The following is a 24,989-nucleotide window of genomic DNA, read 5'->3' on the forward strand; positions in this document are numbered from 1 at the left end:
ATAGTCCGGCTCACGTTGTCCTTTGTAAGCACTTCTTTCAGGCATCTAGTTAAGTATCAAAATGAATCATCACACCATGCCATCACAACAAGGTTTGTACGATCCACGCTATGAGCATGACGCGTGCGGTGTTGGGTTTATTGTCCAAATGAAAGGCATGCCATCTCACGCGATCGTGGAGCATGGGTTGACAATTCTCCTGAACCTGGATCATCGCGGTGCGGTGGGTGCTGAGACCAATACAGGCGATGGCGCGGGCATTTTGCTACAGGTGCCGCACAAGTTTTTGAGGAAAGCGACGGCGACGGTTGGCCTTACCCTCCCCGAAGCAGGACAGTATGGGGTGGGGATGATTTATTCGTCGCCCGATCGCGACCAACGAGAAAAGGGACGGCAACTGTTTGCTCAAATTGCGGCAGAAGAAGGGCAGAAAGTGCTGGGCTGGCGCGATGTGCCGACCAATCACTCGATGCTGGGCGACACGGCAAAGGCAAGCGAACCGTTTGTAGAGCAGGTGTTCATCCAGCGATCGCCCGGCCTTGCTGATGATCTGGCGTTTGAGCGCAAGCTATACGTCATTCGCAAGCGTGCACACAAGGCAATTCGGGCGACAGCGGTTGATCCCTACTGGTATCCATCCAGCATTTCCAGCCGCACGATCGTCTACAAAGGGATGCTGATGCCCGTGCAGGTGGGGCAGTATTTTCTAGATTTGAACGATTCTGACTTTGAAAGTGCGCTGGCACTGGTGCATTCACGCTTTAGCACCAACACGTTTCCAAGCTGGGAGCGATCGCACCCCTATCGCTACATTGCCCACAATGGCGAAATCAACACCCTGCGCGGCAACATCAACTGGATGAACGCGCGGCAATCGCTGTTTGAATCGGAGCAGTTTGGTGATGATATTAAAAAAATCACGCCCATCATCAATATTGACGGTAGCGACTCCCTGATTTTTGACAATGCGCTGGAACTGTTGACGCTGGCGGGTCGATCGCTGCCCCATGCCGCGATGATGATGATCCCCGAACCCTGGACAGCGCACGAGTCGATGAGCGATGAGAAGAAAGCCTTCTACGAATACCACTCCTGCCTGATGGAACCCTGGGATGGCCCCGCCTCGATCGCCTTTACCGATGGCACGATGATGGGCGCGGTGCTCGATCGCAATGGGCTGCGGCCGTCTCGCTACTACGTCACTAAAGATGATCTGGTGATCATGGCATCGGAAGCGGGTGTGCTGCCGATCGAGCCTGAACGGGTGGCGCTAAAAGGTCGTCTGCAGCCGGGACGGATGTTCCTGGTGGATATGAAGGCCGGACGCATCATTGCCGATGAGGAAATTAAAAACCAAATCGTGACGGAGCATCCCTACCGCGAGTGGCTGAATCAACACCTGGTCGATCTGTCGCAATTGCAGGATGCCCCGGTTGAGATGTCGCATGATGCATCTGTAGGGACGTTGCATGCAACGTCCCTACTAACGGTGACGCAACAGCAGACCGCGTTTGGCTATACCTTTGAAGATCTCCGCCTGCTACTAACCCCAATGGCGCGAGACGGGGTGGAAGCGGTTGGCTCGATGGGTGCCGATACGCCGCTTGCCGTGTTGTCCGATCGACCCAAGCTGCTGTATGACTATTTTCAGCAGTTGTTTGCTCAGGTCACGAATCCGCCGATAGACTCCATCCGCGAAGAGATCATCACCTCCGCTGAAACGACGATCGGCGCTGAGCGCAATTTGCTCAACCCCGAACCCGAAAGCTGCCACCTCATCAAGCTTAAAACGCCCATTCTCACCAACGAGGAACTGGCAAAGCTCAAAGCGATCAATGAGGGTGACTTCAAGTCCATCACGTTACCCATCCTGTTCAAGTCGCTGGACGGGGTGAAGGGTCTGGAGCAGGCGATCGACCATCTGTGCGCTGAATCTGATCGGGCGATCGAGAACGGCGTGAGTATTCTCATTCTGAGCGATCGGGGCATCACGACCGATCAGGCTCCGATCCCCGCTTTACTGGCAGTTGCGGGACTGCATCACCATCTCATCCGCAAGGGCACGCGTACTCGCGTCGGGCTGGTGCTGGAATCAGGCGAACCGCGCGAGGTGCATCATCACGCTACGCTGATTGGCTATGGTTGCGGGGCGATCAATCCCTACCTGGCGTTTGAGACGATCGCCGACATGATTCAGCAGGGCTTGCTGGTGGGCGTGGAGTACAAAATCGCGTGCAAGAACTACATCAAAGCGGCAACCAAAGGGGTGGTCAAAATTGCTTCTAAGATTGGAATCTCGACGCTGCAAAGCTACCGGGGCGCGCAGATTTTTGAGGCGATCGGGCTGAATCGCACGGTGATCGATCGCTACTTCACGGGAACGGCTTCGCGCATTGAGGGCGTTGAATTGGATGTACTGGCGAAGGAAGCGATGCTCCGTCACAGCCATGCGTTCCCCGATCGAGAAGTCAACGGGCATACCCTGGATGTGGGCGGCGACTACCAATGGCGCAAAGATGGCGAAGCGCATTTGTTCAATCCCCAAACCATTCACTCGCTGCAACAAGCCGTTCGCACGGGCAGTTACGACACCTACAAAAAATATGCTGCCCTCGTCAATGAGCAGAACCAGAAGCACTTTACGCTGCGCGGACTGCTGGAGTTCAAGGCGCGGGAAGCGGTGCCCATTGAAGAGGTAGAGCCGATCGAAGCCATCATGAAGCGCTTCAAAACAGGTGCCATGAGCTACGGCTCGATTTCCAAAGAAGCGCACGAAACGCTGGCAATCGCCATGAACCGCATTGGCGGCAAGTCCAACACCGGGGAAGGCGGCGAAGACCCCGATCGCTATACCTGGACAAATGAGCAGGGCGACTCGAAGAATAGCGCCATCAAGCAGGTGGCCTCTGGTCGCTTTGGTGTCACCAGCCTGTATCTGTCGCAGGCACGCGAACTCCAGATCAAGATGGCGCAAGGTGCGAAACCGGGTGAAGGCGGACAGCTTCCGGGTAAGAAAGTTTATCCCTGGATTGCGAAGGTACGTCATTCCACGCCCGGTGTGGGACTCATCTCGCCACCACCCCACCACGACATCTACTCGATCGAAGACCTGGCAGAACTCATCCACGACCTGAAGAATGCCAACCGGGAAGCGCGGATCAGCGTCAAGCTGGTTTCAGAAGTGGGTGTGGGCACGATCGCGGCTGGTGTCGCCAAAGCCCATGCCGACGTGGTGCTGATTTCGGGTTACGACGGTGGCACCGGAGCGTCACCCCAAACCTCGATTAAGCACGCCGGATTGCCCTGGGAATTGGGTCTTGCCGAAACCCACCAGACGCTTGTGTTGAACAACCTGCGATCGCGCATTGCCGTCGAAACCGATGGACAGATGAAAACCGGGCGCGATGTGGTTATTGCGGCGTTGCTGGGTGCCGAGGAGTTTGGCTTTGCCACTGCGCCGCTCATTACTCTGGGCTGCATCATGATGCGCGTTTGCCACTTGAACACCTGTCCCGCTGGGATTGCAACCCAAGATCCCCAGTTGCGCGAAAAATTTGTGGGCGACCCCGAACACACCGTCAACTTCATGACCTTCATCGCGCAGGAAGTCCGGGAACTGATGGCGCAGTTGGGCTTCCGCAAGCTCACCGATATGGTGGGTCGCACCGATGTGTTGGCATCCCAAAAGGCGATCGAGCACTGGAAAGCAAAAGGCATCGACCTCTCCAACATTCTCTATCAACCCGAAGTGGGCAAGGATGTCGGCCTGTACTGCCAGATTCCGCAAGATCACGGGTTGGCAAAATCGCTAGATGTGACGGTACTGCTGGATCTGTGCAAGCCTGCGATCGAACAGGGCAAACCCGTCAAAGCAACTCTACCCATCAAAAATATCAATCGCGTGGTGGGGACCATTCTGGGCAACGAAATCACCAAGCGCCACTGGGATGGTCTTCCCGAAAACACCATTCACCTCCACTTCCAGGGCAGTGCAGGGCAAAGCTTTGGTGCGTTTGTGCCCAAAGGCGTGACGCTGGAGCTGGAAGGCGATGCCAACGACTACCTCGGCAAAGGGCTTAGTGGTGGCAAGATCATTCTCTATCCCCCTGCTGCGTCTACCTTCGTGGCGGAGGAAAATATCATCGCCGGAAACGTTGCCTTCTACGGTGCCACCAGCGGTGAAGCCTACATTCGTGGCATGGTGGGTGAGCGCTTCTGCGTCCGCAATTCGGGTGTGGAAGCGGTAGTGGAAGGTGTGGGCGATCACGGCTGCGAGTACATGACGGGTGGCAAAGTCGTGGTGCTGGGTGCCACCGGACGCAATTTTGCAGCAGGCATGAGCGGTGGCGTTGCCTACATTCTCGATGAAGCAGGCGATTTTGCCACCCGCTGCAATCCCGCAATGGTCGGACTCGAAACCCTCGACGACCCTGAAGAAATCGAGGAACTTCGCCAGTTGATCCGACACCACGCCGACTACACTCAAAGCCAAAAAGCCGCAACGGTGCTCGCCAACTGGGACGCAACAATGCCGAAGTTCGTCAAGGTCATGCCCAGAGACTACAAGCGCGTGCTGCAAGCCCTGAAGCAGGCGCTAGAAGACGGTCTAAGCGGCGATGACGCCCTCACCGCCGCCTTTGAAGCCAACGCCAAAGACGTTGCCCGCATTGGGGGTAGCTGATCTCTCTGGTAGGGTGGGCAATACCCACCCTACTACGATTCTTGAGGTTAAACGTAATGGGTCAGACATTCCGAGATTTATCGACTCAAGGCTATACTGACCTGCCAGTTTTTCCGGGCACAAGTTGGTGTGTTCTAGCTGAACCCGTACCACAAGGTTCAATTCACCGTCTGAAGATGAAGCAAGGAACAGTGATTCCAGCCCACACTCACCCTGCTGATGAATACGTTTTCGTTGTTTCTGGCAGTCTCAAGACGGGCGATCGAATCTGCGAAACAGGTTGTTTTTGGACAACTCCAAACGGCACACGGCAAGGTCCCCACGAAGCATTAACGGATGTTGAGCTGATTACAATTAGACTTGGTGCGATGGGACAATTTGAGAATACTTGACACTCATACAGAAAGTACGTATGAAGAAGCCAGAGACCGTCAAAAGCTTAGAAGAGTTAGGGCGAACACAACTCTCCAAAAGTTTCTTCATGCGTGAGTTTCTGTACTCTGAAATTTCTCAAATTGAGGGAATTTCTAATATCCCAGATAATCCAGACCTAGCGATCGCAGCAGGCAAAAAACTATGTGAGAACGTTCTTGAACCCATTCAGGATGCGCTTGGCAGAATTAGCGTTCGCTCCGCCTATCGTTCCTGTGAAGTGAACCAAAAGGGAAATGAGAAAGGGTTTAACTGCGCCGAAAATGAAAAGAACTATGCAGGACACATCTGGGATCGAAGAGACGGTGAATACATGGGAGCCACTGCCTGTGTCATCGTGACTTCCTTTCTTCCCTATTACGATCGCACCAAAAACTGGACGGCATTAGCCTGGTGGATACACGACCATATCCAAGCTTACGCAAATATGACCTTCTTCCCAAAATATGCTGCTTTCAACATTACCTGGCACGAGAGTCCAAATTACCCAAAGTACATTTATAGCTATGCAGAAAATCCTCATACAGGTAAAAGTAGTGGTTATTTAACAAAGAAAGATATGAGCGATTTTTCAAGCTTACATCAGCAGTTCTATCAAGAGTTCATTCAACAATTATGAACAGTTCTCAACAGCTAGATCATTAGAAGCTTTTGGCATATGAGGATCTATCTCGATATGTGCAGTTTACAACGTCCATTGGATACAAAATCACAAGTACGGATTGCGGCTGAAGCTGAAGCGATACTTAACGTTATTGATCTATGGAAATCTGGACAAGTCGAACTCATTTCTTCACCCGCTTTAGTTTTTGAAACTGAACAAATGAAAATTTCCGCACGAAAGTCGTATATTTTAGAAATACTGTCTAAAGCAAATCTTTATATTCAAAAGTATGATCGCATTAATGAACAGGCACAAGTATTCGTCGAATCAGGAATTAAGCCGTTAGATGCATTGCATTTAGCCTTCTCAGTAGAAGCGGCAGCCGATTACTTTTGTACGTGCGATGACCGATTTCTAAAGCGAGCAAAAAAAGTAGATACTTCACAAACTAAAGTTGTTTCTCCTCTCGAACTCATTATGGAGTTAGTGCAATGAGTACCCAAGTAAAATCCCTCAGCCAAATAACACAGCAAGCCATTGAGATATTATCAAAGGAAATTGGCATTGCTGATACAATCCGGTTTCTGAATCAATTTTCGACGGGCTACGGAGATTACACTGAGGAACGTGAGGCACTGTTCAAAGACTTGACCTTAGATGAGATTTGGAAGCAGATGGATGACTCCTGAATCAAATGGTTCTGCGAAACATTAAAGCAAAGTATCAATTTTTGACCCTCAAACCTTGTAAGAAGACTCGCCATGACACTTGAACTCTATCAAGATGTTGCTTTGAGCCATGATTTGCCAGAACATCAGCTTAAAGCTGGCGATGTTGTGACGTTAGTTGATTTGGTTCCCCATCCCACAGGTGGAGAAAAGGGTTGCATCCTGGAGGTTTTTAACGCGGTTGGTGAAACCATTGACGTTGTTACGGTTCCAATCTCTGCGGTTGAATCTCTTCGTGCTGACGAAATCTTGACCGTGCGTTCCCGAGTACAAATCAATTGAGTTTTTTCTTTTATCTACAAAACGATTCATTCATATATCACTACAATGAGCGAGCTAAATAACTCAATTGGACAATTATGTAAACTGCCCTTTGAATTATGGCAACGATCGCACCTCATCCTGCATTCGCATTCGACAGAGCCGTAATAATGGCAGTTGCGGCGGGACTGAGACTAGAGAGAACCACTACAGAAGCAGTCGCAATGATGATAGTAGTTGCCATTCTCACCATGCCATTCGTACCCTTCTGATAGACATCAAACTTGTAATCGATTTTCTCGACCTTCTCGTTTAGTTGACGCACCTCTTCCCCTAACTGAATTAAGGCTTCACGAATGTCATTGTTATCTGGATCTTCTGGTATTTGTGGATCTTCTGGTATTTGCATCGCTTCTCTTTCCCCTGCCAGAACAATCTACTCCGCTCTATTAACCAAGCTTACCCTTCAAAACTGAGACACCACAATGGGAAAACCAACTGGCTTCATCGAATATCTGCGTGAGATTGCGGCGGAAACATCACCGCTCGATCGCATCCGCAACTGGGACGAATTTCATCTGCCCATGCCAGAGGAGAATCTTCGCACTCAGGGCGCACGCTGTATGGATTGCGGTACGCCGTTCTGCCATACGGGGACGATCATCAGCGGTATGGCGAGCGGTTGCCCCATTAACAATCTGATCCCCGAATGGAACGATCTGGTGTATCGCGGTTTGTGGAAAGATGCCCTCGATCGCCTGCACAAAACCAACAACTTCCCCGAATTTACCGGACGTGTGTGTCCCGCCCCCTGCGAAGGCTCCTGCGTGTTGGGCATTCACAATCCGCCCGTCACGATTAAGAACATTGAGTACTCGATCGCTGAAAAAGGCTGGCAGGAAGGGTGGATCACGCCTAACCCACCCTCTAACCGCACAGGTAAAAATGTCGCGGTCATCGGCTCTGGTCCTGCTGGACTGGCGGCTGCCGCTCAACTCAATACCGCTGGGCATTGGGTAACGGTGTATGAACGCGCCGATCGTCCCGGTGGTCTACTCATGTACGGCATTCCCAACATGAAGTTGGAAAAGGAAGACGTGGTGATGCGTCGCCTCAACGTCCTCGAAGCGGAAGGCGTGACGTTTGTCTGCAATACCGAAATTGGCAAGGATTTGCCCGTTGAAACCTTGCTCAAAGAGTTTGACGCGATCGTCCTCTGTACCGGGGCGACCAAGCCGCGTGACTTACCCATTGACGGGCGGGATTTGAAGGGCATCCATTTTGCGATGGACTTCCTCACCGCGAATACCAAAGCCGTGTTGGATAGTCACGAGGGCGATCGGTTCATCTCGGCTGCGGGTAAGGATGTCGTGATTATTGGCGGGGGCGATACGGGTACAGACTGTGTGGGTACGTCCTTACGGCATGGCTGCACCAGCGTGACGCAACTGGAAATCCTGGCAAAACCACCGCTGACTCGCGCTGCCAACAATCCCTGGCCCGAATGGCCGAAAGTGTACAAAGTGGACTATGGACAGGAGGAAGCTGCCGCCAAGTTTGGGGACGATCCTCGTGGCTACCTCACCACTGCAACGAAATTTGAAGGCGATGATAACGGCAACGTCAAAGCGATCCACACGGTTCAAGTGGAATGGGCAAAAAACGATAAAGGCCATTTTATACCCCAGCACGTTCCGGGTACCGAAAAGGTTATTCCCGCTCAACTGGTGTTGCTGGCAATGGGCTTTTTAGGGCCAGAGCAGCCGTTATTAGAGGCATTGGGACTCGATCGCGATGCCCGCAGTAACGTTAAAGCCGACGAGCAAACCTATGCCACCAGCCTTCCCGGTGTTTTCGCAGCCGGGGACTGTCGTCGGGGACAAAGCCTCGTAGTTTGGGCGCTGAATGAAGGACGAGGAGCGGCTCGTGAGTGCGATCGCTATCTCATGAAGCACACCGATTTACCGTAAAGATTGTCTGTTGGGGCATGTCGATGTCCTGACGTAGAACATTATCTACCCAAAGGAAGGAAACCTATGGACACGCTTTCCCCTCGTGTGGTCTACCACAACCTCCGCTTGCTGGAGCATGTGAATGCAGCTACCAGCGCCGTGTATCGTAAACTGGCTCAAGACGTTTTAGCCGATCCCAGCATTGATTTGGTCTGGCGGCAGGCGATCGCCAATCGACTCCACCAAGCCAATCATTTGCTTGAAACACAAACGGTTGGTCGGGACGATAGCTATTGAGGGTAGGATTTGGGGTTTAGGATTTGGGGTCTAGGGTGGTTCTTATCGAGAGACATCCTCCGAATGTCATTCATGAGTATTGGATGCTCTTTAAAGAGTCTCTGATGCTCGAAAATGCGGTTGACGATACTCGTGAATGAGTCTTGGATACTCGTAAATGAGTTCTGAACACTCTTTAATGAGTCTTGGGTGTTCTTTAATAAGTTCCAGATACTCTTTAACGAGTCTCGGATAGTCGTGAATGAGCTACCCATTGGTGATTAAAGCGCCTCTCATACTGGTGAATGAGAACTAAATACCTCATTAATGAGTTTGCGATGGTCTTGCATGAGTCAGGATGCACGGAAAGCCTGCCAACTTATGCCTCCTTACCCCTACGTTTAGGGAACCAGCCCGCTTGGAGCCTCCCAAATGAGAGGTTAAAGAGCAAAGGCACAAATGAGTGCTTGAACCGACATATCTGGTGTGTATGGGCTTTCGCCATCGAAGAGAAGCAATAGCGCCATGCATCAAATACGAGGCCAACCATTCTTCCGGGATCTGTTTTTATGTCTGATTCCATTATCTGCCCAAGGCATTACTTAGTCGTGAAGCGCGATGAGAGAGGCTGGATCTTCAAACCGGGCAGTAGTGTGTTTTGTAAATTTGGGAATGTGCCTCTCGCACTCGGCTTAGATCCATTGCTAGAAGAGTTTTGTACAACACAAAAAGAGATTGTTTATACGCTCTTTCGACTCAATGCAGGCAGATTTGGCTTCTACTTAGCCAATCTCAGACACAGGCGGTATTACTACTGTGGGCTAGAGTGGCAAGACGTTAAAACAATGCTGCTAGACCTTGGCATTGGGCGCGTTGATCCAATGGAAGGCGAATGTTAGACCTTTGAAGCAGGTCAACGGCTCCCATGCTGTGCTGGGGCGTTATGGCGCTGCCTTTAGCGCAGCCATGCCAAAGGCTTTATACCCCCTACGTCCCCTGGTATTAATAAACAAGGGCATGAGTAAGTGCTTGAACAGCAAAGCTTGAACAGTCACTACACAATCTGGAGACGTCAGTATGGTCACGATCGCCAATAGCTTTGCCGATGCTAGTTTTAACGGAATGAAGCGGTTTGCGGAGCTTTATGCCAGGTACTCAGAAACCTATTTTTGCCTTGATCCGGGTGTGACGGCTGTTGTTTTACAAGGACTTGCTAAACACAAAGAAACGTTTGGCGAACCATTGTGTCCCTGTCGGTATTACGAAGATGAACGCTCAGAGCTAAAGGCTGGTTACTGGCTTTGCCCCTGCATCCCCATGCAAGAGCGCCGTCAATGTGACTGCATGTTGTTTCTAAAAACAGAGGATGACTTTGCTGGTGACCAACAAACGTTGTAAAAATTACAGTCGCTATTAAAGAACGTTGATCGCTCAATCATTAAGCCTTACTTAGGACTTACGCAAATGCGGTCATCTTTCGCCCCCTAGCCCCCAATTTTGGGGGAACAGAGCCAATTAAAGCCCCCAGCATTGGGGGTTTGGGGACAAGTGCGTAAGTCCTATTACTTTCAAACGACGTTGGCTCTCAAACGCTTTTTATAGGGGTGTCTATAATGAAGCCATTGGGCTGGGCGATCGCCTCCATATCCCCGGTGCAAGCGTATGGACGATTTACTGAAAGAATTTAATGACCTGGTTGATCAGGGCATGGATGGGTTGCTTGATATCGTAAGAGCGATCGAAGGTCGTGCCGATCCCGAAACTTTCTCAACCGATGTCAAACGCGCCTCGCGCGCAGAAGCAGACGATCGCCCCAGTCATGCTTCTACAGGTAGTAGACCCACCCAGGACGATCGCACGGCAAATGCCACAGCTCACGATGTTGCGGCGGCACCTTTGGAGGTTCCAGTTTCGCTCAAGGGTGTTGGCGGACTGTCCGATGTGCTGAGAGAACTGCGGGAACTGGTAGAGTTGCCACTCAAGCGCCCAGATTTGCTGACGATGCTGGGGTTGGAACCGACATCCGGTGTCTTGCTAGTGGGGCCACCGGGTACAGGCAAAACCTTAACCGCTCGTGCGCTGGCTCAAGATCTGGGGGTTAACTACATTGCGATCGTTGGCCCAGAGGTTATGGGCAAATACTACGGGGAAGCGGAAGGTCGCTTGCGAAGCCTGTTTCAGAAAGCGTCTCGTTCTGCGCCCTGCATTGTGTTTATTGACGAGATTGATAGCCTTGCGCCCGATCGCGCTCAGGTCGAAGGTGAGGTTGAAAAGCGTGTGGTGGCTCAATTACTGAGCTTGATGGATGGCTTTGCCAGAACGAAAGGCGTGATTGTACTCGCCGCCACCAATCGCCCTGACCATCTTGATCCAGCGCTACGCAGACCCGGACGGTTCGATCGTGAAGTCCAGTTTCGCGTCCCGGATCGAGCCGGACGGCTGGAGATTCTCAAGATTTTGACCAGAACCATGCCTTTAAGTGGCGTAGATCTGGGTACGATCGCCGATCGCTCTGTGGGCATGGTGGGTGCCGATCTCAAAGCGCTCTGCCAGAAAGCGGCCTATACGGCGTTGCGACGGGTTGCGCCCTCACTCAATGCGCCGATGCCGACCTCAATGAGCGTCAGTCAGGCAGATTTTTTGCAGGCAACGAAACAGATTAAACCAGCGGTGTTGCGATCGGTAGAAATTGAAACGCCTAATGTAGCGTGGGACGAGATCGGGGGCCTGAATAGCCTTAAGCAAACGTTGCAGGAGTCTGTAGAGGGCGCGTTGCTTTACCCTGAGCTATATCACCACACCAGGGCCAGAGCGCCACGCGGCATTCTCCTGTGGGGGCCACCCGGTACTGGCAAGACGTTACTGGCAAAAGCCGTTGCGTCCCAGGCCCGCGCCAACTTTATTGCCGTGAATGGGCCTGAACTGCTGAGCAAATGGGTCGGTGCCTCCGAGCAGGCAGTACGAGACTTGTTTACGAAAGCACGGCAAGCTTCCCCTTGTGTGGTGTTTATCGACGAACTGGATACGCTGGCTCCAGCACGGGGCGGACATCACGATTCGGGTGTAAGCGATCGCGTCGTCGGTCAATTGCTCACAGAACTTGATGGCTTACACGAATGTTCCAACGTTCTACTAGTAGGAGCCACCAACCGCCCGGAAGCCCTTGATCCCGCCCTTCTCCGCTCTGGACGGCTCGATCTACAGTTGAAGGTAGATCTCCCTGACGAAGCCAGTCGCCTTGCAATCTTGCAGGTACACAATGGCGATCGTCCCCTAGCCGCCGTCGATTTAGCGTATTGGGCAACCCAAACAGAGGGTTGGAACGGGGCTGACTTAACGTTACTCAGCAACCAGGCGGCCTTAGAAGCCATTCGTCGCTATCGTCGGCACGGCTTCAGTAATCCTGGAGACATCCAGATCGTCGCTGACGATTTCACGATCGCCTACCAACGGTTGCTTGAGCAGCGTCCCTGAACCTGATCAGCACTGCTTATAGCTAGACCAGGAAAGCTGCTAGACCCAAGAAAACAGCGGTTTGTAGAGCCTAGTTACAGAGACGACATTACCAAGAGATAGAACGCATGGCAGAACCATTATTCAATGACCAGTTGAGCTTAGAAGAACAAGCCGAAAAATTGGGTAAACAGGCTGTGCAGCGCGGTTTGATTCCAAGTTTTGTGGTGCGCTACTTTCCTGATACCTGGGTCTTTTATATTCCCAATGAGCGCGAATCCGAACCGCTCACCCCTGAAGAGGCATATTTGCACTTAAAGCATCTTGTGGAGCAATAGTAAGCCTGCTAGTCTGCTGTTCACCCGATCATTTTCTGAGCCATCAAGAGGATTGCCAGATGTGGGCAAAGATTAGCGTCAGGAGACTCCTTCATGCTGTGTGTTGAGGATTTGATTAGTCTGGCTCCCTTTCAGCAGTTGCCCAAAGCCCGGTTAGAGTGGGCCTGCGACCGTGCCCAAACGGTGACACTTCGCGCGGGTGATGTGCTGGTACATGAAGGTGATCCCCACCGAGGCTTGTTTCTTCTGATCGAAGGGCAAATGGGCATCACGCGACGCAGCGACGGGATGGAGATCCCGATCGGTCAGCACAATGCACCGTCGTTTTTTGGTGAAATCCCCATTCTGACAGGTGAACCTGTACCAGTAACGATGCGTGCCCTGGGCGACTGCCGACTCTACGAAATTGAAAGTGACGACTTCCGTTCTCTACTGCACGAGTGCCGTGACTTTGAGCAGATGGTTTTCCGTATCATGCAACAGCGGGCGCGGGGGCTAGAGTCGTTTATTCGCGGGCGCGAAAAGATGGCGGCATTGGGCACCCTGGCGGCTGGTCTGGCGCATGAACTGAATAACCCTGCGGCTGCTCTGGTGCGATCGTTCCGCGAAATGCCCGCTGCGGTCATCGAACTGCAACGCATGAATCTGGTCTATGGGCAGCGTCAAGTGGAAGAAGCCCACACGCAGCAATGGTTAACGATGCGCGACCAGGGCTATGACGCGATTCTCAACGATCGCATCGATCCCGCCACCTTAAGCGATCGAGAAGAAGTTTTGCTGGACTGGCTAGAAGACTACGGGGTCAACGAGGCGTGGAAACTGGCAGAACCCTTAGCCGAAGGCGGTGTAGAAGTGGAAGCCCTGGAACAGATCATAGAGCGCTGGCGGGACGATACCACCGAACTGCGCGAGATGGGCTTGCACTGGCTTGCACTCTCGTTTGAAGTGATGTCGATGCTGACACATGGCCTGCGCGGAGCCGAGCGGATTGCGGAACTTGTAAAGGCAATGAAGTCCTACTCCTACCTCGATCAGGGTGTGCGGCAAGAGGTGAATCTGCATCAAGGGCTAGAAGATACCTTGCGATTGTTTGCCCACAAGCTCAAGCACGGCGTTGAGGTGAAGCGCCAGTACGATCAGCAGATTCCCAACGTGCTGGCCTATGGCAGTGAACTGAATCAGGTGTGGACGAACCTGATCGATAACGCAATCGACGGGATGGATGGCAAAGGCGTACTGGAAATCATCACGCAGCAGCACGATCGCACGGCCAGCATTCAGATCATTGACTCTGGTAATGGGATTCCGCCTGAGATCCAAACCCGCATCTTTGAACCCTTTTTCACCACCAAAGCGGTTGGTAAAGGGTCAGGTTTAGGGTTGGAGACGTCGCTCCGCATCGTCGAAAACCGTCATCACGGCACATTAACGTTTGAGTCAAAACCAGGCAGAACGTGTTTTAAGGTCTGCTTGCCCTTGCAGTAGCCATTTATTAAAAGCTTGCTAGCAATTAGCTGCTTCGTTTGGGGTTAGCGGTTAGCAGTCAGCGATCAGCGGTCAACTTTGCTTCTAACAACTACCTTCTGCCCTCTGCCTTCCGCTCACTTCACCTGCGTCACGCGCCAACTGAGCTTCAGGTTAATCCAGAAGTTCCATAGCGTTACCGCAATGATCGCCAGCAAGTTGGCTAAATAAGCATTGAGGTGCAGTCCGTTAAACAATAGGTTTAGGATCAGAATTTTGAGAATCAGCCCCATCAGGCAAATCAGGTTGAACTTGACAAACCGCTTGAGTACCTGATGGCGTTTTTGCTGCTGTTGCGCCAGATCGCCAAACGTCCAGCGATCGTTCCACACAAAGTTATTGATAATCGCCAACTCTGCCGCCACGATCGCGCTGCGAGTTAACCCAAAGCCTAGCGTGCCGTGGAGAAGATACAGCAACCCCATATCCACCACCAGCCCGCTCAAGCCCACAAAGGCAAACCGCAAAAAGCGCCCTAGCGGAAAATTAAACCGCTGCCGAAACCGTCCCAACCGCCCCAACGAGATGCGTAAACGTATCAGATGGCGAATATAGTCACGGTATTGCTTCCAGGTCACTTTGCTTTCGCCAGCTTCGCGCTCCTGAAACACGTAGCCGACTTCAGCAATTTGCTCGATCCTGCCCCGCCCCAGCACTTCTAGCAGAATTTTGTAACCTAACGGGTGCAAGGCTTGTTCTGCGATCGCACTGCGTCGTACTAAAAAGTAGCCGCTCATCGGATCAGACACTCGACTCACCACGTCAGGCAGCAACACCAGCCCCAACAGTTGCGCGCCCCGTGAGAGAAAGCGCCGCATGGCGCTCCATGTGCTCACGCCACCTCCATCCACATTACGACTGGCAACCGCTAAATCTGCGCCCTGCTCGATCGCGCCCAGCAACCCCTGCAACACTTCAGGCGGATGCTGCAAATCGCCATCAATCACACCAACAATGTCGCCCTGTGCGGCCTGCCACCCCCGAATCACTGCTGTCGAAAGCCCCCGCTCAGTCTGACGACGCATCACGCGCAAGTGGGGATAGTGAGCCGTTAACCGTTCTGCGATCTGCCAGGTGTCATCAGGACTATCATCGTCCACCACAATAATTTCATAGCGATGGGGCAACACTGCATCTAACTGGTCACTCAACAGCGCCACAATCCGCTCAATATTGCGGCTTTCGTTGTAGGTCGGCACCACCAGAGAGAAGCGTACAGGTGCGATCGCCCCTGCTACAGCTTCTGGTGGCTTGTTGAGTGCCTGTCGTGCGATTGTTGCTTGCGACGGCACCTGTAAAAGTCCTGAAAGCTCAGGCAGAAGCTGAGTATAGCCAGTTGTCACCATAGACGTTTTAGGTTGAGACGAACAAGCAGGCATCGATCGTGCTGCTGGGAAAGGCAAACAGAAAAACAGCTCTAAACGGCTGTGCAAAGGATGAAACAGACCCAGATGATGGTTGCTTCGTAAGCAAGGCTTTCAAAGAGGCCGTGCTCCAAGAGACTTACGGCTCTCGACCACACACGGTTCTCTCTAACGACGTGATCCCCGTCTGCCTCTCATAAGGTTTGCTCTCATAAGGTTTGCATAGAGCGACCATTGTGTAAATCTTTCATCAAGCTAACCCTGCTTGCTGTAGACGTAGAACGGTAAAAAATGTGTCCACTGTCACCTATCCACCCTCGGCCATTGATGCCACTCCTGCTATCGCAAAGCAAACGACTGGGATCGGTTAGAACAGCCTTTCAGCATGGCTTTCAGCGGTAGAATCAGGGGCAAAACGCCCAAGCGTTTGTGCTAGCGTTGACATACAAACCCGTTTCCGCTTCACCCTTCAACCCTGTGGCAATGGATACCGTAACTTCTGATGCTGCCGTCATCGCCTTAGAGACTCGCATAGCGGCTATCACCGTCTATACCAATCAAGCCCTGGTGACTCGACGCGGTACCGTCACGTTGACGGGGAACGAGCAGACGTTGATGCTGGAGTCGCTGCCGATCACACTGCAACCAGAATCGGTACGGGCCTCTGGTCGTGGCACAGTTGCTGTCAGGCTGCTGGGTGTGCAAACAGAGCGGGTGTTTACGACGGAACCTGTGGCCGATCGCGTGGCTCAGCTTACCGCCCAAATCGAGCAGTTAATGAGCGAGCAGAAGACCGTCCAGGACAAGCAGGCAGCCGCTCTCCTCCAGCGAACGTTTGTTCAAACCTTGGGAGAAAAGGCTGCCGATCGCTTTTCGCGCAGTCTCGCCCAGCAGCAGGTCAGCCTCGCTGAAACGCGCAACCTGCTGAACTTTTTGGGACAGCGCTATGACGATGCTTCTGAGACGATCGCGCAGCACGCTCGCGAATACGCCCAATTGCAGAAGCAGATTCTAGCGCTCCAGCAGCAAATGCAGCAAATGCAAACGCCGCGTCCCCAGGAAAGCTATTGCTTGGCGGTGAACATTGAATCCGCAGGTGCTGGAGAGTTTGAGCTGGAGGTCACTTATGTATGCGATCGCGCCAGTTGGAACCCGCTCTATGACGTGCGAGTTAATAGTGCTGATGCTCGTGTTCACTTAACCTATCTTGCCGAAGTCAAGCAGACCACTGGCGAAGATTGGAGCAATGTCGCCCTCACGCTGTCAACGGCAAAGCCAGGGTTGGGTACCCTGCCGCCCAAACTCATGCCCTGGTATTTAGATGTCTTTCACCCCCTGCCAACCGCCGCCGCCGCACCCATGATGTCCGTTCGCAGGCGTGATGCTGCCAGGTCTACACCGGATGGAGACGATGACTTTGAGAGCTTGCTGGCTGCGAGTGATGAGGCTGGCTCGATGTTCCAGTCGATCGCGGCTGAAACAACTACCGCACACCTCTCCAACGATGGTGGCGTGGTGACGTTTGCGATCGACGGCAACAGCAACATTCCTGGCGATGGTCGCTTCCACAAAATCACAATCTTCAACGATGATTACCCCTCCCAGTTACAGCATATTGCGATGCCCAAACTAGTGAGCTTTGCCTACTTACAGGCTGTAGTGACTAATCCACCTGACGGGGCCACCTTGTTACCAGGGCAAGTCAATCTCTTTCGAGACAATTGCTTTGTGGGCACAACCACGCTAGAACACGTGGCACCTGGTCAGGAGTTTCGCCTGCATTTGGGCATTGATGAAGGGCTGAAAATTACGCGCGACCTTATCGAACGCAAAGTGGATAAGCAGATCATCGGTGGTCAGCGCCGCATTACCTATGCCTATCGGCTGCTAGTCATCAACCTGCGCGATCGACCAGCAATTCTTAACCTGTCAGAACAGCTTCCCGTGAGTCGGAGTGAGCAAATTAAAGTGCGCCTTAACCGCACCAGTCCGCAGATCCAGCTTGGCGAAATGGGTGTTTTAGCCTGGTCGCTGCCTCTAGAACCCAAGGACAAGCAGGAACTTTCTTATCAATTCACCGTCGAACATTCACCAGCACTAACGGTGGCAGGTTTGGATGCATAATCATTGGCGTTTCGCTTACAGCGCTTAAATTGAAGTTCAACAGGACTTACGCAAAAGCGGTCATCTTTCGCCCCCTTAGCCTCCAATTCACAAACCTTTGGGCATACCCTTCGGGAAGCAAGCTACAAGAAAGGGGGAACCGAGACAATTAAAGCCCTCAAAATTGGGGGCTTGCGGGCAATTGCGTAAGTCCTATTCAATAGATGGCTGCTTCATAGAGATCTGCTACATCTAGCGGCATCTCTAAATAGTGATGGCCCTTCAGCATGAAAGTTCATCCGGCCTGGGGGTCGGTTTTACGCTCCTTCCTGTAGAATGGCGTCAACATTCGCCTACTCTACATTTGTTGGGTATTGGCAAAGGCAAGGGGCACTCGATTATCATCACTGGCGAACAAGTCAGTAGCAAACAAGTCGGTAGTGAACAAGTCAGTAGCAAAAAGTCAGCAGCGAACAAAAGTAGGCAATGGATCTATGCAAGCACAGCGGCAGTGGCACGTTGAGGAATTTGTACGGTGGATGGGGACAAGTGGTGGTTTGGTCGGCTTGATGATTCTCAGTAGTAGTGTGTTACCCGTAACACCAGGGATGACGCTGCCAGCGACTTCGATCGCGCAGTCAGCTCAAACCGCAGAAGGCGCAGTCAATCAGGGAATCCAGTACATTCAGCAAGGAAAGCTGAGTGACGCGATCGCCGCCTTTCGTCGTGCCACCCAGCTTGATCCCCGGATGTCTGCGGCTCACTACAACCTGGGTCTCGCCCTGCGCCAACAAGGACAACTTCAGCCAGCCGCAACTGCATTCTACCAGGCAACACAAGCCGATCCGACCTTTGCCCTCGCCTATGCCAACTTAGGGGCAGCACTGTTAGAAGGCAACAACCTGCCCCAGGCCAAAGACTATTTGCAACGCTCTGTCGAACTTAACCCCAAGTTAGGTCTGGCTCATTACAACTTAGGGTTGGTACTGGAGCGTCAGGGCGCTTTAGAGTCGGCAATCAATTCGTATCGGCAAGCGATCGCGCTTAGCCCCACAGCGCCTGAACCCGCCTATCACCTGGGCATGGTTTACACGCAGCAACGCAAAGTCAAGGAAGCCCGCGCGGCTTTTGAGCAAGCCATCAAAATTGATCCCAGCTATGCCGAAGCTCACTACAACCTGGGTTCCCTGCTCTTTACCCAGGGCGATTTAGACGGCGCACTCAACGCCTTTCGGCGATCGGCCCAGGCTAACTCCAACTATGCCAACGCTTACTATGCGGCGGGATTGGTCTTTATGCGCCAAAGCAAATTTAGCGACGCGCAAAAAGTGCTGACCTACGCCAAAGATTTATACGCCAAACAAGGCAACACCGCTTGGTCTACCAAAGCAGAGCAGCAGTTGCAAAGGGCAAAGAGTGGTCGATCGTAGGAGCAAGGAGTGAGGAGTCGGAAAAAGTTTGAGTTCTGAGTTGGAAGAAAGGCTCAAAGATGAACGATGAAGGATAAAAAGTTTGGCACTGACATACTTGACGCATCACGGGGTTTTGCTCTGGTCGCGATCAATAAAAAGCTTGCTTAGTTTAGAATTACTTGCTGTCTGCTGATAGGTGATAAAAATGGCTAAGCAAAAGAAAAAACGAGCATGCTATATCCAACCCGACGACATTATTTATCTGCCCAAAGAACGCAAAAGAGTAACTATTACAGAGGTTGTTCCTGATTTGATTCATGGCAACCCATTCATCAAATGGGGGAGCGAAGGTACCGTAATTAATGCCTACGAAGAGGTGATCTACTACTGAAGTTTAGCTCAGGCAGCATCTGGGCACAGTTTCAAAGACTTACTTACGCTCACAAATTAAAACCTCGGTGTGTCAAGTATATTAATGCCAAAAGTTTAGCCTTTAGCCTTCCCAATCAATACTGCCGCGCATGAGGACTTGGCTCTGGTGTCACGGCAAAAGTTAGCACTGTCTCATCGACGCCTTTGAGTCGCAGGGGACTGAATTTAGTGATTTCGTCTTGCTCCAGGTAGTCGGCGACAGCAGCAGATACCAGAATGGAGTCGGGTTCCGCTGCGGCCTGAATGCGAGAGGCGATGTTGACGCTAGGCCCGATCGCCGTGTAGTCCGATCGCTCTGCGCCGCCAAACATACCCACCACAGCGGTACCTTGATGGATGCCGCAGCGGAACTGTACCTGGCTGATGCCCTGTGCTTGCCAGCGTTCATTCAGCGCATGGAGCGATCGCTGCATCTGGCGGGCAGCCGCGATCGCCCGTCGCACTTGCTCGTTGGGCGACATTTCTTCGGGTGAGCCAAAAAGCGCCAGGATGGCATCGCCCATGAACTTATCCACTGTGCCACCGTTATCGAAGACAGCGCGGGTCATTTCTGCAAGATACTCATTCAGGAGTTCTGCCACACGGCGCGATCGCAGCGTGTTAGACAGTTGGGTAAAGCCAATGATGTCGCTAAACAACACCGTGACCATACGCGGTTCGGGACGCAGATCCAGCACCAGTTCGCCTCGTGCTGCCCGTTGCACCAGTGAGGGTGGCAAAAACCGTTTCAAGACGGATTCTGTCAAGTAGGTGTTGAGTTCGGCGACACGCTGTTCATTCGCTTTGAGCGCTAGCAAATTGCGGGCTTCTGCCAAGAGTTCGCGATCGCTAAAGGGTTTGGACAAGTAGGCATCTGCACCCCGTTCTACCCCTTCAATGCGCGTATCTTCATCAGCTTTAGCCGTCAGGAGAATAATGGGAATGCCCTTCAGCTCCTCATCTTCTCGAATCAGCCGAATCATGTCCAACCCGGACACCATCGGCATCATCAAATCACTCACAATCAGTTGTGGGCGGTGAGTTTGGGCACTATGAAACCCTTCCGACCCGTTGCGCGCAGTCCAAACCCGATACCCCTGCTCGCGCAAAATCGTTGACACATAGGTACGCAAATCTGGGTTGTCATCCACGATTAAGATCCGTGAAGCATCCGCCTTGGGATGTGTCGTGTCGAGCCGCTCTTCTTCCGCACTGGGATGGTCATACTGTTCCATCTCTACATCCGCCAGTTCGACAGAGGCACGGTTTGGTTGGGACTCTGCCTGCACCTCAATCAACTGTTCGAGCGGCAAGTGGGCCATGCCAGTTTGGAGCCAAATTGTAAAGGTTGTGCCTGAACCATAGGCTGACTCAACCGAAATCTGCCCACCATGTAGATCAACCAACTCCTTCACAAGCGCCAGCCCTAAGCCGCTACCTTCATAGCTGCGGTTTGCCGAGCCTTCTGCCTGCCGGAAGCGCTCAAACAGATGGGGTATTTGGTCAGGGCGAATGCCAATGCCCGTGTCAGTCACCTTAAGCAAGCAATGATCTCCAGCAGGCTGAAGCGTGACGGTAATGGTGCCGCCCTCTGGCGTAAACTTCATCGCGTTGGATAAGAGGTTATACAGCACCTTGTCAAACTTTTCGAGGTCAAGATACACCTGTGGGCACGAAGCCAGCCGTGTCATCACAGCGATACCTTTTTTCTCGCAGTAAGGGCGGAAGGAATCCACCGTTTGACTCACAAAATCGACCAAATCACAGGGACGAAAACTGGGCTGCATCCGTCCCGCATCAAGCCGCTGCAGATCGAGCAGTTGATTGACGAGCCGCAGCAAGCGGCGTGAATTTCGCAACGCGACGGCTGACTGTTCATGGGATAGACCCTGCTGTTGCGCGATCGCCGACTCCAGTGGCCCAATCATCAGCGTCAACGGGGTACGAAACTCGTGAGAAATATTTTGAAAGAACTCCGTTTTTTGCTGGTCGAGTTCTAGCAACTGCTCGGCTTGCTGACGCGTCTTCTGATACAGGCGAGATTGATGCACCGCGATCGCCGCCTGCACAGCCACTGCTTGCGCCAGCTCAATTTCTGATGGCTGCCAGCGACGGGGTTGGCGATTTTGCCGCAGTGAAATGCTACCAATAATCTGACCATCCAGAATCAACGGCACCACCAATAGCGCTCGTGCTGGATTGCGGAAGGGCTGTTCAGATACCGTCATCATTGGATCGTGTTCTAAATCATTGATGACAACGGGTTGTTGGGTTAGCAAGAGTTGCTTCAGAACAGGGTTCCCCTCGATCGGCACGGTCGATTGAGGTAACGGACGCGGGGTCTCTGTATGGGGCGATGGCAGTTTAGTGAGCGCAGTGTCGTGCGTTGGCCCGCTGGTGGGCACCTGCCCGTTGGTGACAGACCCATTGGTGACAATTGTAGCCCAGCCGCTATGGGCTGCATCATGTAATCCCACCAGCTGCACAAACTCATCCTCCTCTGTCCATAACGACAACGCGCACCCATCGGCATGGAGAGCTTGCCCAAGCTGCTGGGTAATCGCCGCAAAAATTTCTTGCGGATCAAGACTAGAACGAATGGCAGTCGTAATCGTATTGATTAACGCCTCTCGTTTTGCCAGTGCCCGTACTTGCTCATACGTCCGCGCCTGAAACAGTGCCAGTGCGGCCTGATCTGACACCAATCGCAGGAGATGCACTTCATCCTCTTGCCAAAGACGTGGTTCACCACATTGATGCAGCGCTAAGAGAGCCATCAATTCTTGCTGACAGACCAGCGGCACCAGTAGACTGGAGCGAATCCCAGTCTTTGCATAAATCTCCCGTCGCTTCTGACTTTCGGTGTCATTGCCTTGCACGCGATCGTCCGTATCGACATCCTGAATCACTTCAATATCGTAGGTTTCCCATACGGTATCGGCCAGTGCTGCTTTCAGAGCCGCCAGATTGGAAGGATGAGCTACAGCCGTTTGCTCTAGGGTTGGCTCCACATAGACAAACCAGTCGTCCTCCAGCCGCCCATCTTGCCAGGGCCGTACCACGCAACTGCTGGCTTCTAGGATGTGGCCGACGGTTTCCCCGATCGTGTGCAAAATTTGACGGTAGCTAAGATCACTCCGAATGGTGCTGGTCACTGCATTGAGCAGTGATTCTTGCCGGAGCGATCGGCGCAACTCCCGCGTCCGAGTTTTCAGCAAACTGTGAGTATCGGCGGCCTGACGTACCACGCCCTTCAGTTCCTCATCGTCCCAGGGTTTGGTGACGTACTTAAACACCTTGCCAGAGTTAATGGCTTCGACCAGATCTTCAACATCGGTATAGCCAGTCAAGATGATCCGCATGATGTCGGGGTACTGCGTGGCGGTCAGGCTCAAAAATTCCGTCCCGCTCATCAACGGCATCCGCTGATCAGAAATAATGACGGCGATATCGCCCTCGTTTGCCAGCAGATCAAGGGCGATCGGCCCATTCTCAGCTCTGAGAACCTTATACTCGCGGTGAAAGGTTCGATACAGCAGATCTAAGTTGTCTGGCTCGTCATCGACCACCAGTAGTTTTGGCTTGTTGAGTTGGGGCGTTTTCATGCACCACTCTCCCAGCGTAGAAGGGGTTGGGCAACGTTGCAGCGACGGACGCAGCGTTGGTGCGGCGTGAGCTTTGAGCAGATCTGCTCGACGCGATCGTTCTGGTGTCCTACCTGTCGCTTTTTGGTTGCCTGCATGCTGTTACTACGTTCAAACGGTTGCACGTGAGGAGATCTACGTACATCATTTACAAGCTTGATAAGTTGGGCGCTAACTTGGCGCAGTAAACGGTTCAATGTTGTAAAAATACACAGAGATATAATAGGGAATGAGGCAGAAGGCACCCACGTTAGCCTTATAAAAGTAGCAGTCGTAAGAAGGCAAGCAACAAATAGTGCTGCTTAAACTCCCAGTCGAGCTTTGTCCACTGACACACCCTCACTCAGGTTGCCCTCAGTTCCCTGCTCTCTAACGGAAATCCTCGCCAACTTCGCAAAAGCACCCCTGTAATAGGCAAACGATCGACCGTAGAACCCCGATGAGTAGTAAGCGGCCGCAGCACTTTCCACAGTGCGATCGCAATCCTGTTTTAGCTTAATACCCCTGTTCGCAGGACGACCTAAACCCTTTGGCTACGTATGTTGTTGCAGTCTCGCAAACGAAACGAAACGACGAAGAACGGAAAGATGGCCGACGGATGCTAACAATAAATGCACTCCTACACATGCTAGTTTCTTCAGCGGAATTTTTGTGTGCCCTACAGCAATTTTCGTTGGAGTTGTGCCGCCGCTTTTTATCCCTTACCTGCGTTTCCTCGTGGCTCAGTCCAGATCATTACAGTTCTTAATGAATAGCCGCATGGTCGTCAGGGTATCAGTAGCGTTGCTACTCTGTCGCCTCCGTGCAAAGAAGCAAACCGAATACAGTTCTGTCCCTTTAGCGATCATGTTTAAAGTGAGTGGCATCTTCGATCAAAGCGGCATAAACGTTTCTGTCGGTAAGCACCTGCCACCTCTAAGCAATAGCTTCAGCAGAAACTTAAGGAGACAAATCGGGCATAATCTAATGTAAGTGGAGAGCGTGACTTTAGATGTCTGTAGCTCTCATGCAACGCGCGTTCGCTTCATGCAACCTTCTCACGCAACTTTGGAAGATTGATTGATAAATTTGTGTCATCTTGACGGTTGGCGTTTATAACGGTATCGCCTACGCTCGCCGTAGATCTTGTTCTTTCTGCTTGGAGTCGCCTTTAGTCATGCGGTGCCCCTTCTGCCAATACACTGATAACCGTGTTCTCGAATCGCGCTCAGCAGAAGCGGGGCAGAGCGTGCGGCGGCGGCGGGAATGTCTACGCTGTGAGCGTCGTTTTACGACGTATGAGCGTATTGAGTACGTTCCCATTACGGTGATTAAGCGTGATGGCGATCGAGAGTCATTCGATCGGTTCAAATTGTTAAGGGGCATCGTGCGCGCTTGCGAAAAAACAGGAATTTCGTCTGTACAGCTCGAAAATTTGGTGGATGAAATTGAGGCTGAGCTTCAGCAGCGGGCCGTCCGCGAAGTCAACAGCCAGGAAATCGGCGAATTGGTGCTGCAAAATTTGCGTCACCTGAGCGAAGTCGCTTACATTCGGTTCGCTTCGGTGTACCGCAAGTTTCAAGGCATTCGTGACTTTGTAGATACGCTGAATCACCTTCGTAGTGAAACCAATTCGAGCCAAGACGATTTTGACAATCAACGTGAAGCTGACGATGCATCCATACTGGCATCGCCCTAGCAAGTAGTTGAGCCTATTTAAGCTCGACCACCTACTTGTAAATAATTGTAAAGATTGCACGAGGGACGGGGGCTTGGTAGTGCGTCAATCTGATGTGGGCTTGATAGAGTAGAGAGGCTCATTCACTA

The 24,989-nt window shown here is 52.2% G+C and carries 21 protein-coding genes; 17 read left to right on the plus strand and 4 right to left on the minus strand.

The genetic code is table 11. The features are described 5' to 3' along the window. Positions 1 to 76 precede the first annotated feature (76 nt). The 6 genes from gltB to AC5JLP_RS25460 all read left to right on the plus strand — a co-directional run bounded on the left by gltB (position 77) and on the right by AC5JLP_RS25460 (position 6,727). Positions 77 to 4,681 (plus strand): glutamate synthase large subunit, encoded by a 4,605-nt coding sequence (gltB, locus tag AC5JLP_RS25435; RefSeq protein WP_496070630.1) that lies wholly within the window; start codon positions 77 to 79, stop codon positions 4,679 to 4,681. Positions 4,682 to 4,737: 56 nt separating this feature from the next. After that, the gene (locus AC5JLP_RS25440; RefSeq protein ID WP_496070631.1) at positions 4,738 to 5,073 is read left to right on the plus strand and encodes a cupin domain-containing protein; all 336 of its coding nucleotides are present in this window, start codon (positions 4,738 to 4,740) and stop codon (positions 5,071 to 5,073) included. Positions 5,074 to 5,093: 20 nt separating this feature from the next. Then, complete coding sequence (locus AC5JLP_RS25445) at positions 5,094 to 5,732, plus strand: hypothetical protein (RefSeq protein WP_496070632.1); 639 nt, start codon at positions 5,094 to 5,096, stop codon at positions 5,730 to 5,732. A 78-nt stretch (positions 5,733 to 5,810) separates the two neighbouring features. Next, the gene (locus AC5JLP_RS25450; RefSeq protein WP_496070633.1) at positions 5,811 to 6,212 is read left to right on the plus strand and encodes a PIN domain-containing protein; all 402 of its coding nucleotides are present in this window, start codon (positions 5,811 to 5,813) and stop codon (positions 6,210 to 6,212) included. Then, positions 6,209 to 6,406, plus strand: coding sequence for a hypothetical protein (locus AC5JLP_RS25455; protein ID WP_496070634.1), 198 nt, complete (start codon positions 6,209 to 6,211; stop codon positions 6,404 to 6,406). Before AC5JLP_RS25450 ends, AC5JLP_RS25455 begins: the two co-directional genes overlap by 4 nt. Before the next feature lie 72 nt (positions 6,407 to 6,478). Beyond that, positions 6,479 to 6,727 carry a DUF4926 domain-containing protein gene (locus AC5JLP_RS25460; RefSeq protein WP_496070635.1) on the plus strand — a complete coding sequence of 83 codons (249 nt, stop codon included), beginning with the start codon at positions 6,479 to 6,481 and terminating at the stop codon, positions 6,725 to 6,727. A gap of 115 nt (positions 6,728 to 6,842) precedes the next feature. Here AC5JLP_RS25460 and AC5JLP_RS25465 read toward each other — a convergent pair whose 3' ends face one another. Further along, on the minus strand, positions 6,843 to 7,115 hold the full coding sequence (locus AC5JLP_RS25465) for a ssr2422 family thylakoid membrane protein (RefSeq protein ID WP_496070636.1): 273 nt from the start codon (positions 7,113 to 7,115) through the stop codon (positions 6,843 to 6,845). A 76-nt stretch (positions 7,116 to 7,191) separates the two neighbouring features. Here AC5JLP_RS25465 and gltD point away from each other — a divergent pair, with 76 nt between their 5' ends. The 7 genes from gltD to AC5JLP_RS25500 all read left to right on the plus strand — a co-directional run bounded on the left by gltD (position 7,192) and on the right by AC5JLP_RS25500 (position 14,210). Next, a complete protein-coding gene (gene gltD / locus AC5JLP_RS25470) occupies positions 7,192 to 8,676 on the plus strand; it encodes a glutamate synthase small subunit (RefSeq protein ID WP_496070637.1) in 1,485 nt (494 codons plus the stop codon). A 66-nt stretch (positions 8,677 to 8,742) separates the two neighbouring features. After that, a complete protein-coding gene (locus tag AC5JLP_RS25475) occupies positions 8,743 to 8,955 on the plus strand; it encodes a hypothetical protein (protein ID WP_496070638.1) in 213 nt (70 codons plus the stop codon). A 548-nt stretch (positions 8,956 to 9,503) separates the two neighbouring features. Beyond that, the gene (locus AC5JLP_RS25480; protein WP_496070639.1) at positions 9,504 to 9,833 is read left to right on the plus strand and encodes a hypothetical protein; all 330 of its coding nucleotides are present in this window, start codon (positions 9,504 to 9,506) and stop codon (positions 9,831 to 9,833) included. Positions 9,834 to 10,011: 178 nt separating this feature from the next. Then, the gene (locus tag AC5JLP_RS25485) at positions 10,012 to 10,332 is read left to right on the plus strand and encodes a ferredoxin-thioredoxin reductase catalytic domain-containing protein (RefSeq protein WP_496070640.1); all 321 of its coding nucleotides are present in this window, start codon (positions 10,012 to 10,014) and stop codon (positions 10,330 to 10,332) included. A 264-nt stretch (positions 10,333 to 10,596) separates the two neighbouring features. Then, the gene (locus AC5JLP_RS25490) at positions 10,597 to 12,408 is read left to right on the plus strand and encodes an AAA family ATPase (protein WP_496070641.1); all 1,812 of its coding nucleotides are present in this window, start codon (positions 10,597 to 10,599) and stop codon (positions 12,406 to 12,408) included. A 107-nt stretch (positions 12,409 to 12,515) separates the two neighbouring features. Further along, positions 12,516 to 12,725, plus strand: a complete 210-nt coding sequence (locus AC5JLP_RS25495; RefSeq protein WP_496070642.1) for a hypothetical protein — start codon at positions 12,516 to 12,518, stop codon at positions 12,723 to 12,725. Positions 12,726 to 12,818: 93 nt separating this feature from the next. Continuing rightward, positions 12,819 to 14,210 carry a sensor histidine kinase gene (locus tag AC5JLP_RS25500; protein ID WP_496070643.1) on the plus strand — a complete coding sequence of 464 codons (1,392 nt, stop codon included), beginning with the start codon at positions 12,819 to 12,821 and terminating at the stop codon, positions 14,208 to 14,210. A 116-nt stretch (positions 14,211 to 14,326) separates the two neighbouring features. Here AC5JLP_RS25500 and AC5JLP_RS25505 read toward each other — a convergent pair whose 3' ends face one another. Beyond that, positions 14,327 to 15,628 (minus strand): glycosyltransferase, encoded by a 1,302-nt coding sequence (locus AC5JLP_RS25505; protein ID WP_496070644.1) that lies wholly within the window; start codon positions 15,626 to 15,628, stop codon positions 14,327 to 14,329. Between the two features lie 468 nt (positions 15,629 to 16,096). Here AC5JLP_RS25505 and AC5JLP_RS25510 point away from each other — a divergent pair, with 468 nt between their 5' ends. The 3 genes from AC5JLP_RS25510 to AC5JLP_RS25520 all read left to right on the plus strand — a co-directional run bounded on the left by AC5JLP_RS25510 (position 16,097) and on the right by AC5JLP_RS25520 (position 19,519). Continuing rightward, positions 16,097 to 17,737: a mucoidy inhibitor MuiA family protein gene (locus AC5JLP_RS25510; RefSeq protein ID WP_496070645.1), complete on the plus strand. Its 1,641-nt coding sequence runs from the start codon at positions 16,097 to 16,099 to the stop codon at positions 17,735 to 17,737. 473 nt (positions 17,738 to 18,210) lie between these two features. Continuing rightward, on the plus strand, positions 18,211 to 19,146 hold the full coding sequence (locus tag AC5JLP_RS25515; protein WP_496070646.1) for a tetratricopeptide repeat protein: 936 nt from the start codon (positions 18,211 to 18,213) through the stop codon (positions 19,144 to 19,146). A 187-nt stretch (positions 19,147 to 19,333) separates the two neighbouring features. After that, positions 19,334 to 19,519, plus strand: coding sequence for a hypothetical protein (locus AC5JLP_RS25520; RefSeq protein ID WP_496070647.1), 186 nt, complete (start codon positions 19,334 to 19,336; stop codon positions 19,517 to 19,519). A 115-nt stretch (positions 19,520 to 19,634) separates the two neighbouring features. On the opposite strand, the gene AC5JLP_RS25525 is transcribed toward AC5JLP_RS25520, so the two are convergent. Together AC5JLP_RS25525 and AC5JLP_RS25530 are read right to left on the minus strand one after the other, a co-directional pair. Then, positions 19,635 to 23,144, minus strand: a complete 3,510-nt coding sequence (locus tag AC5JLP_RS25525; RefSeq protein ID WP_496070648.1) for a response regulator — start codon at positions 23,142 to 23,144, stop codon at positions 19,635 to 19,637. Next, the gene (locus AC5JLP_RS25530; RefSeq protein ID WP_496070649.1) at positions 23,141 to 23,281 is read right to left on the minus strand and encodes a hypothetical protein; all 141 of its coding nucleotides are present in this window, start codon (positions 23,279 to 23,281) and stop codon (positions 23,141 to 23,143) included. The genes AC5JLP_RS25525 and AC5JLP_RS25530 overlap by 4 nt, the downstream gene beginning before the upstream one ends. Before the next feature lie 1,058 nt (positions 23,282 to 24,339). On the opposite strand from AC5JLP_RS25530, the gene nrdR reads away from it, so the two are divergent. Further along, positions 24,340 to 24,861: a transcriptional regulator NrdR gene (gene nrdR, locus AC5JLP_RS25535; protein ID WP_496070650.1), complete on the plus strand. Its 522-nt coding sequence runs from the start codon at positions 24,340 to 24,342 to the stop codon at positions 24,859 to 24,861. Positions 24,862 to 24,989: the final 128 nt, after the last annotated feature.

It is taken from the genome of Stenomitos rutilans (genome assembly GCF_059505485.1).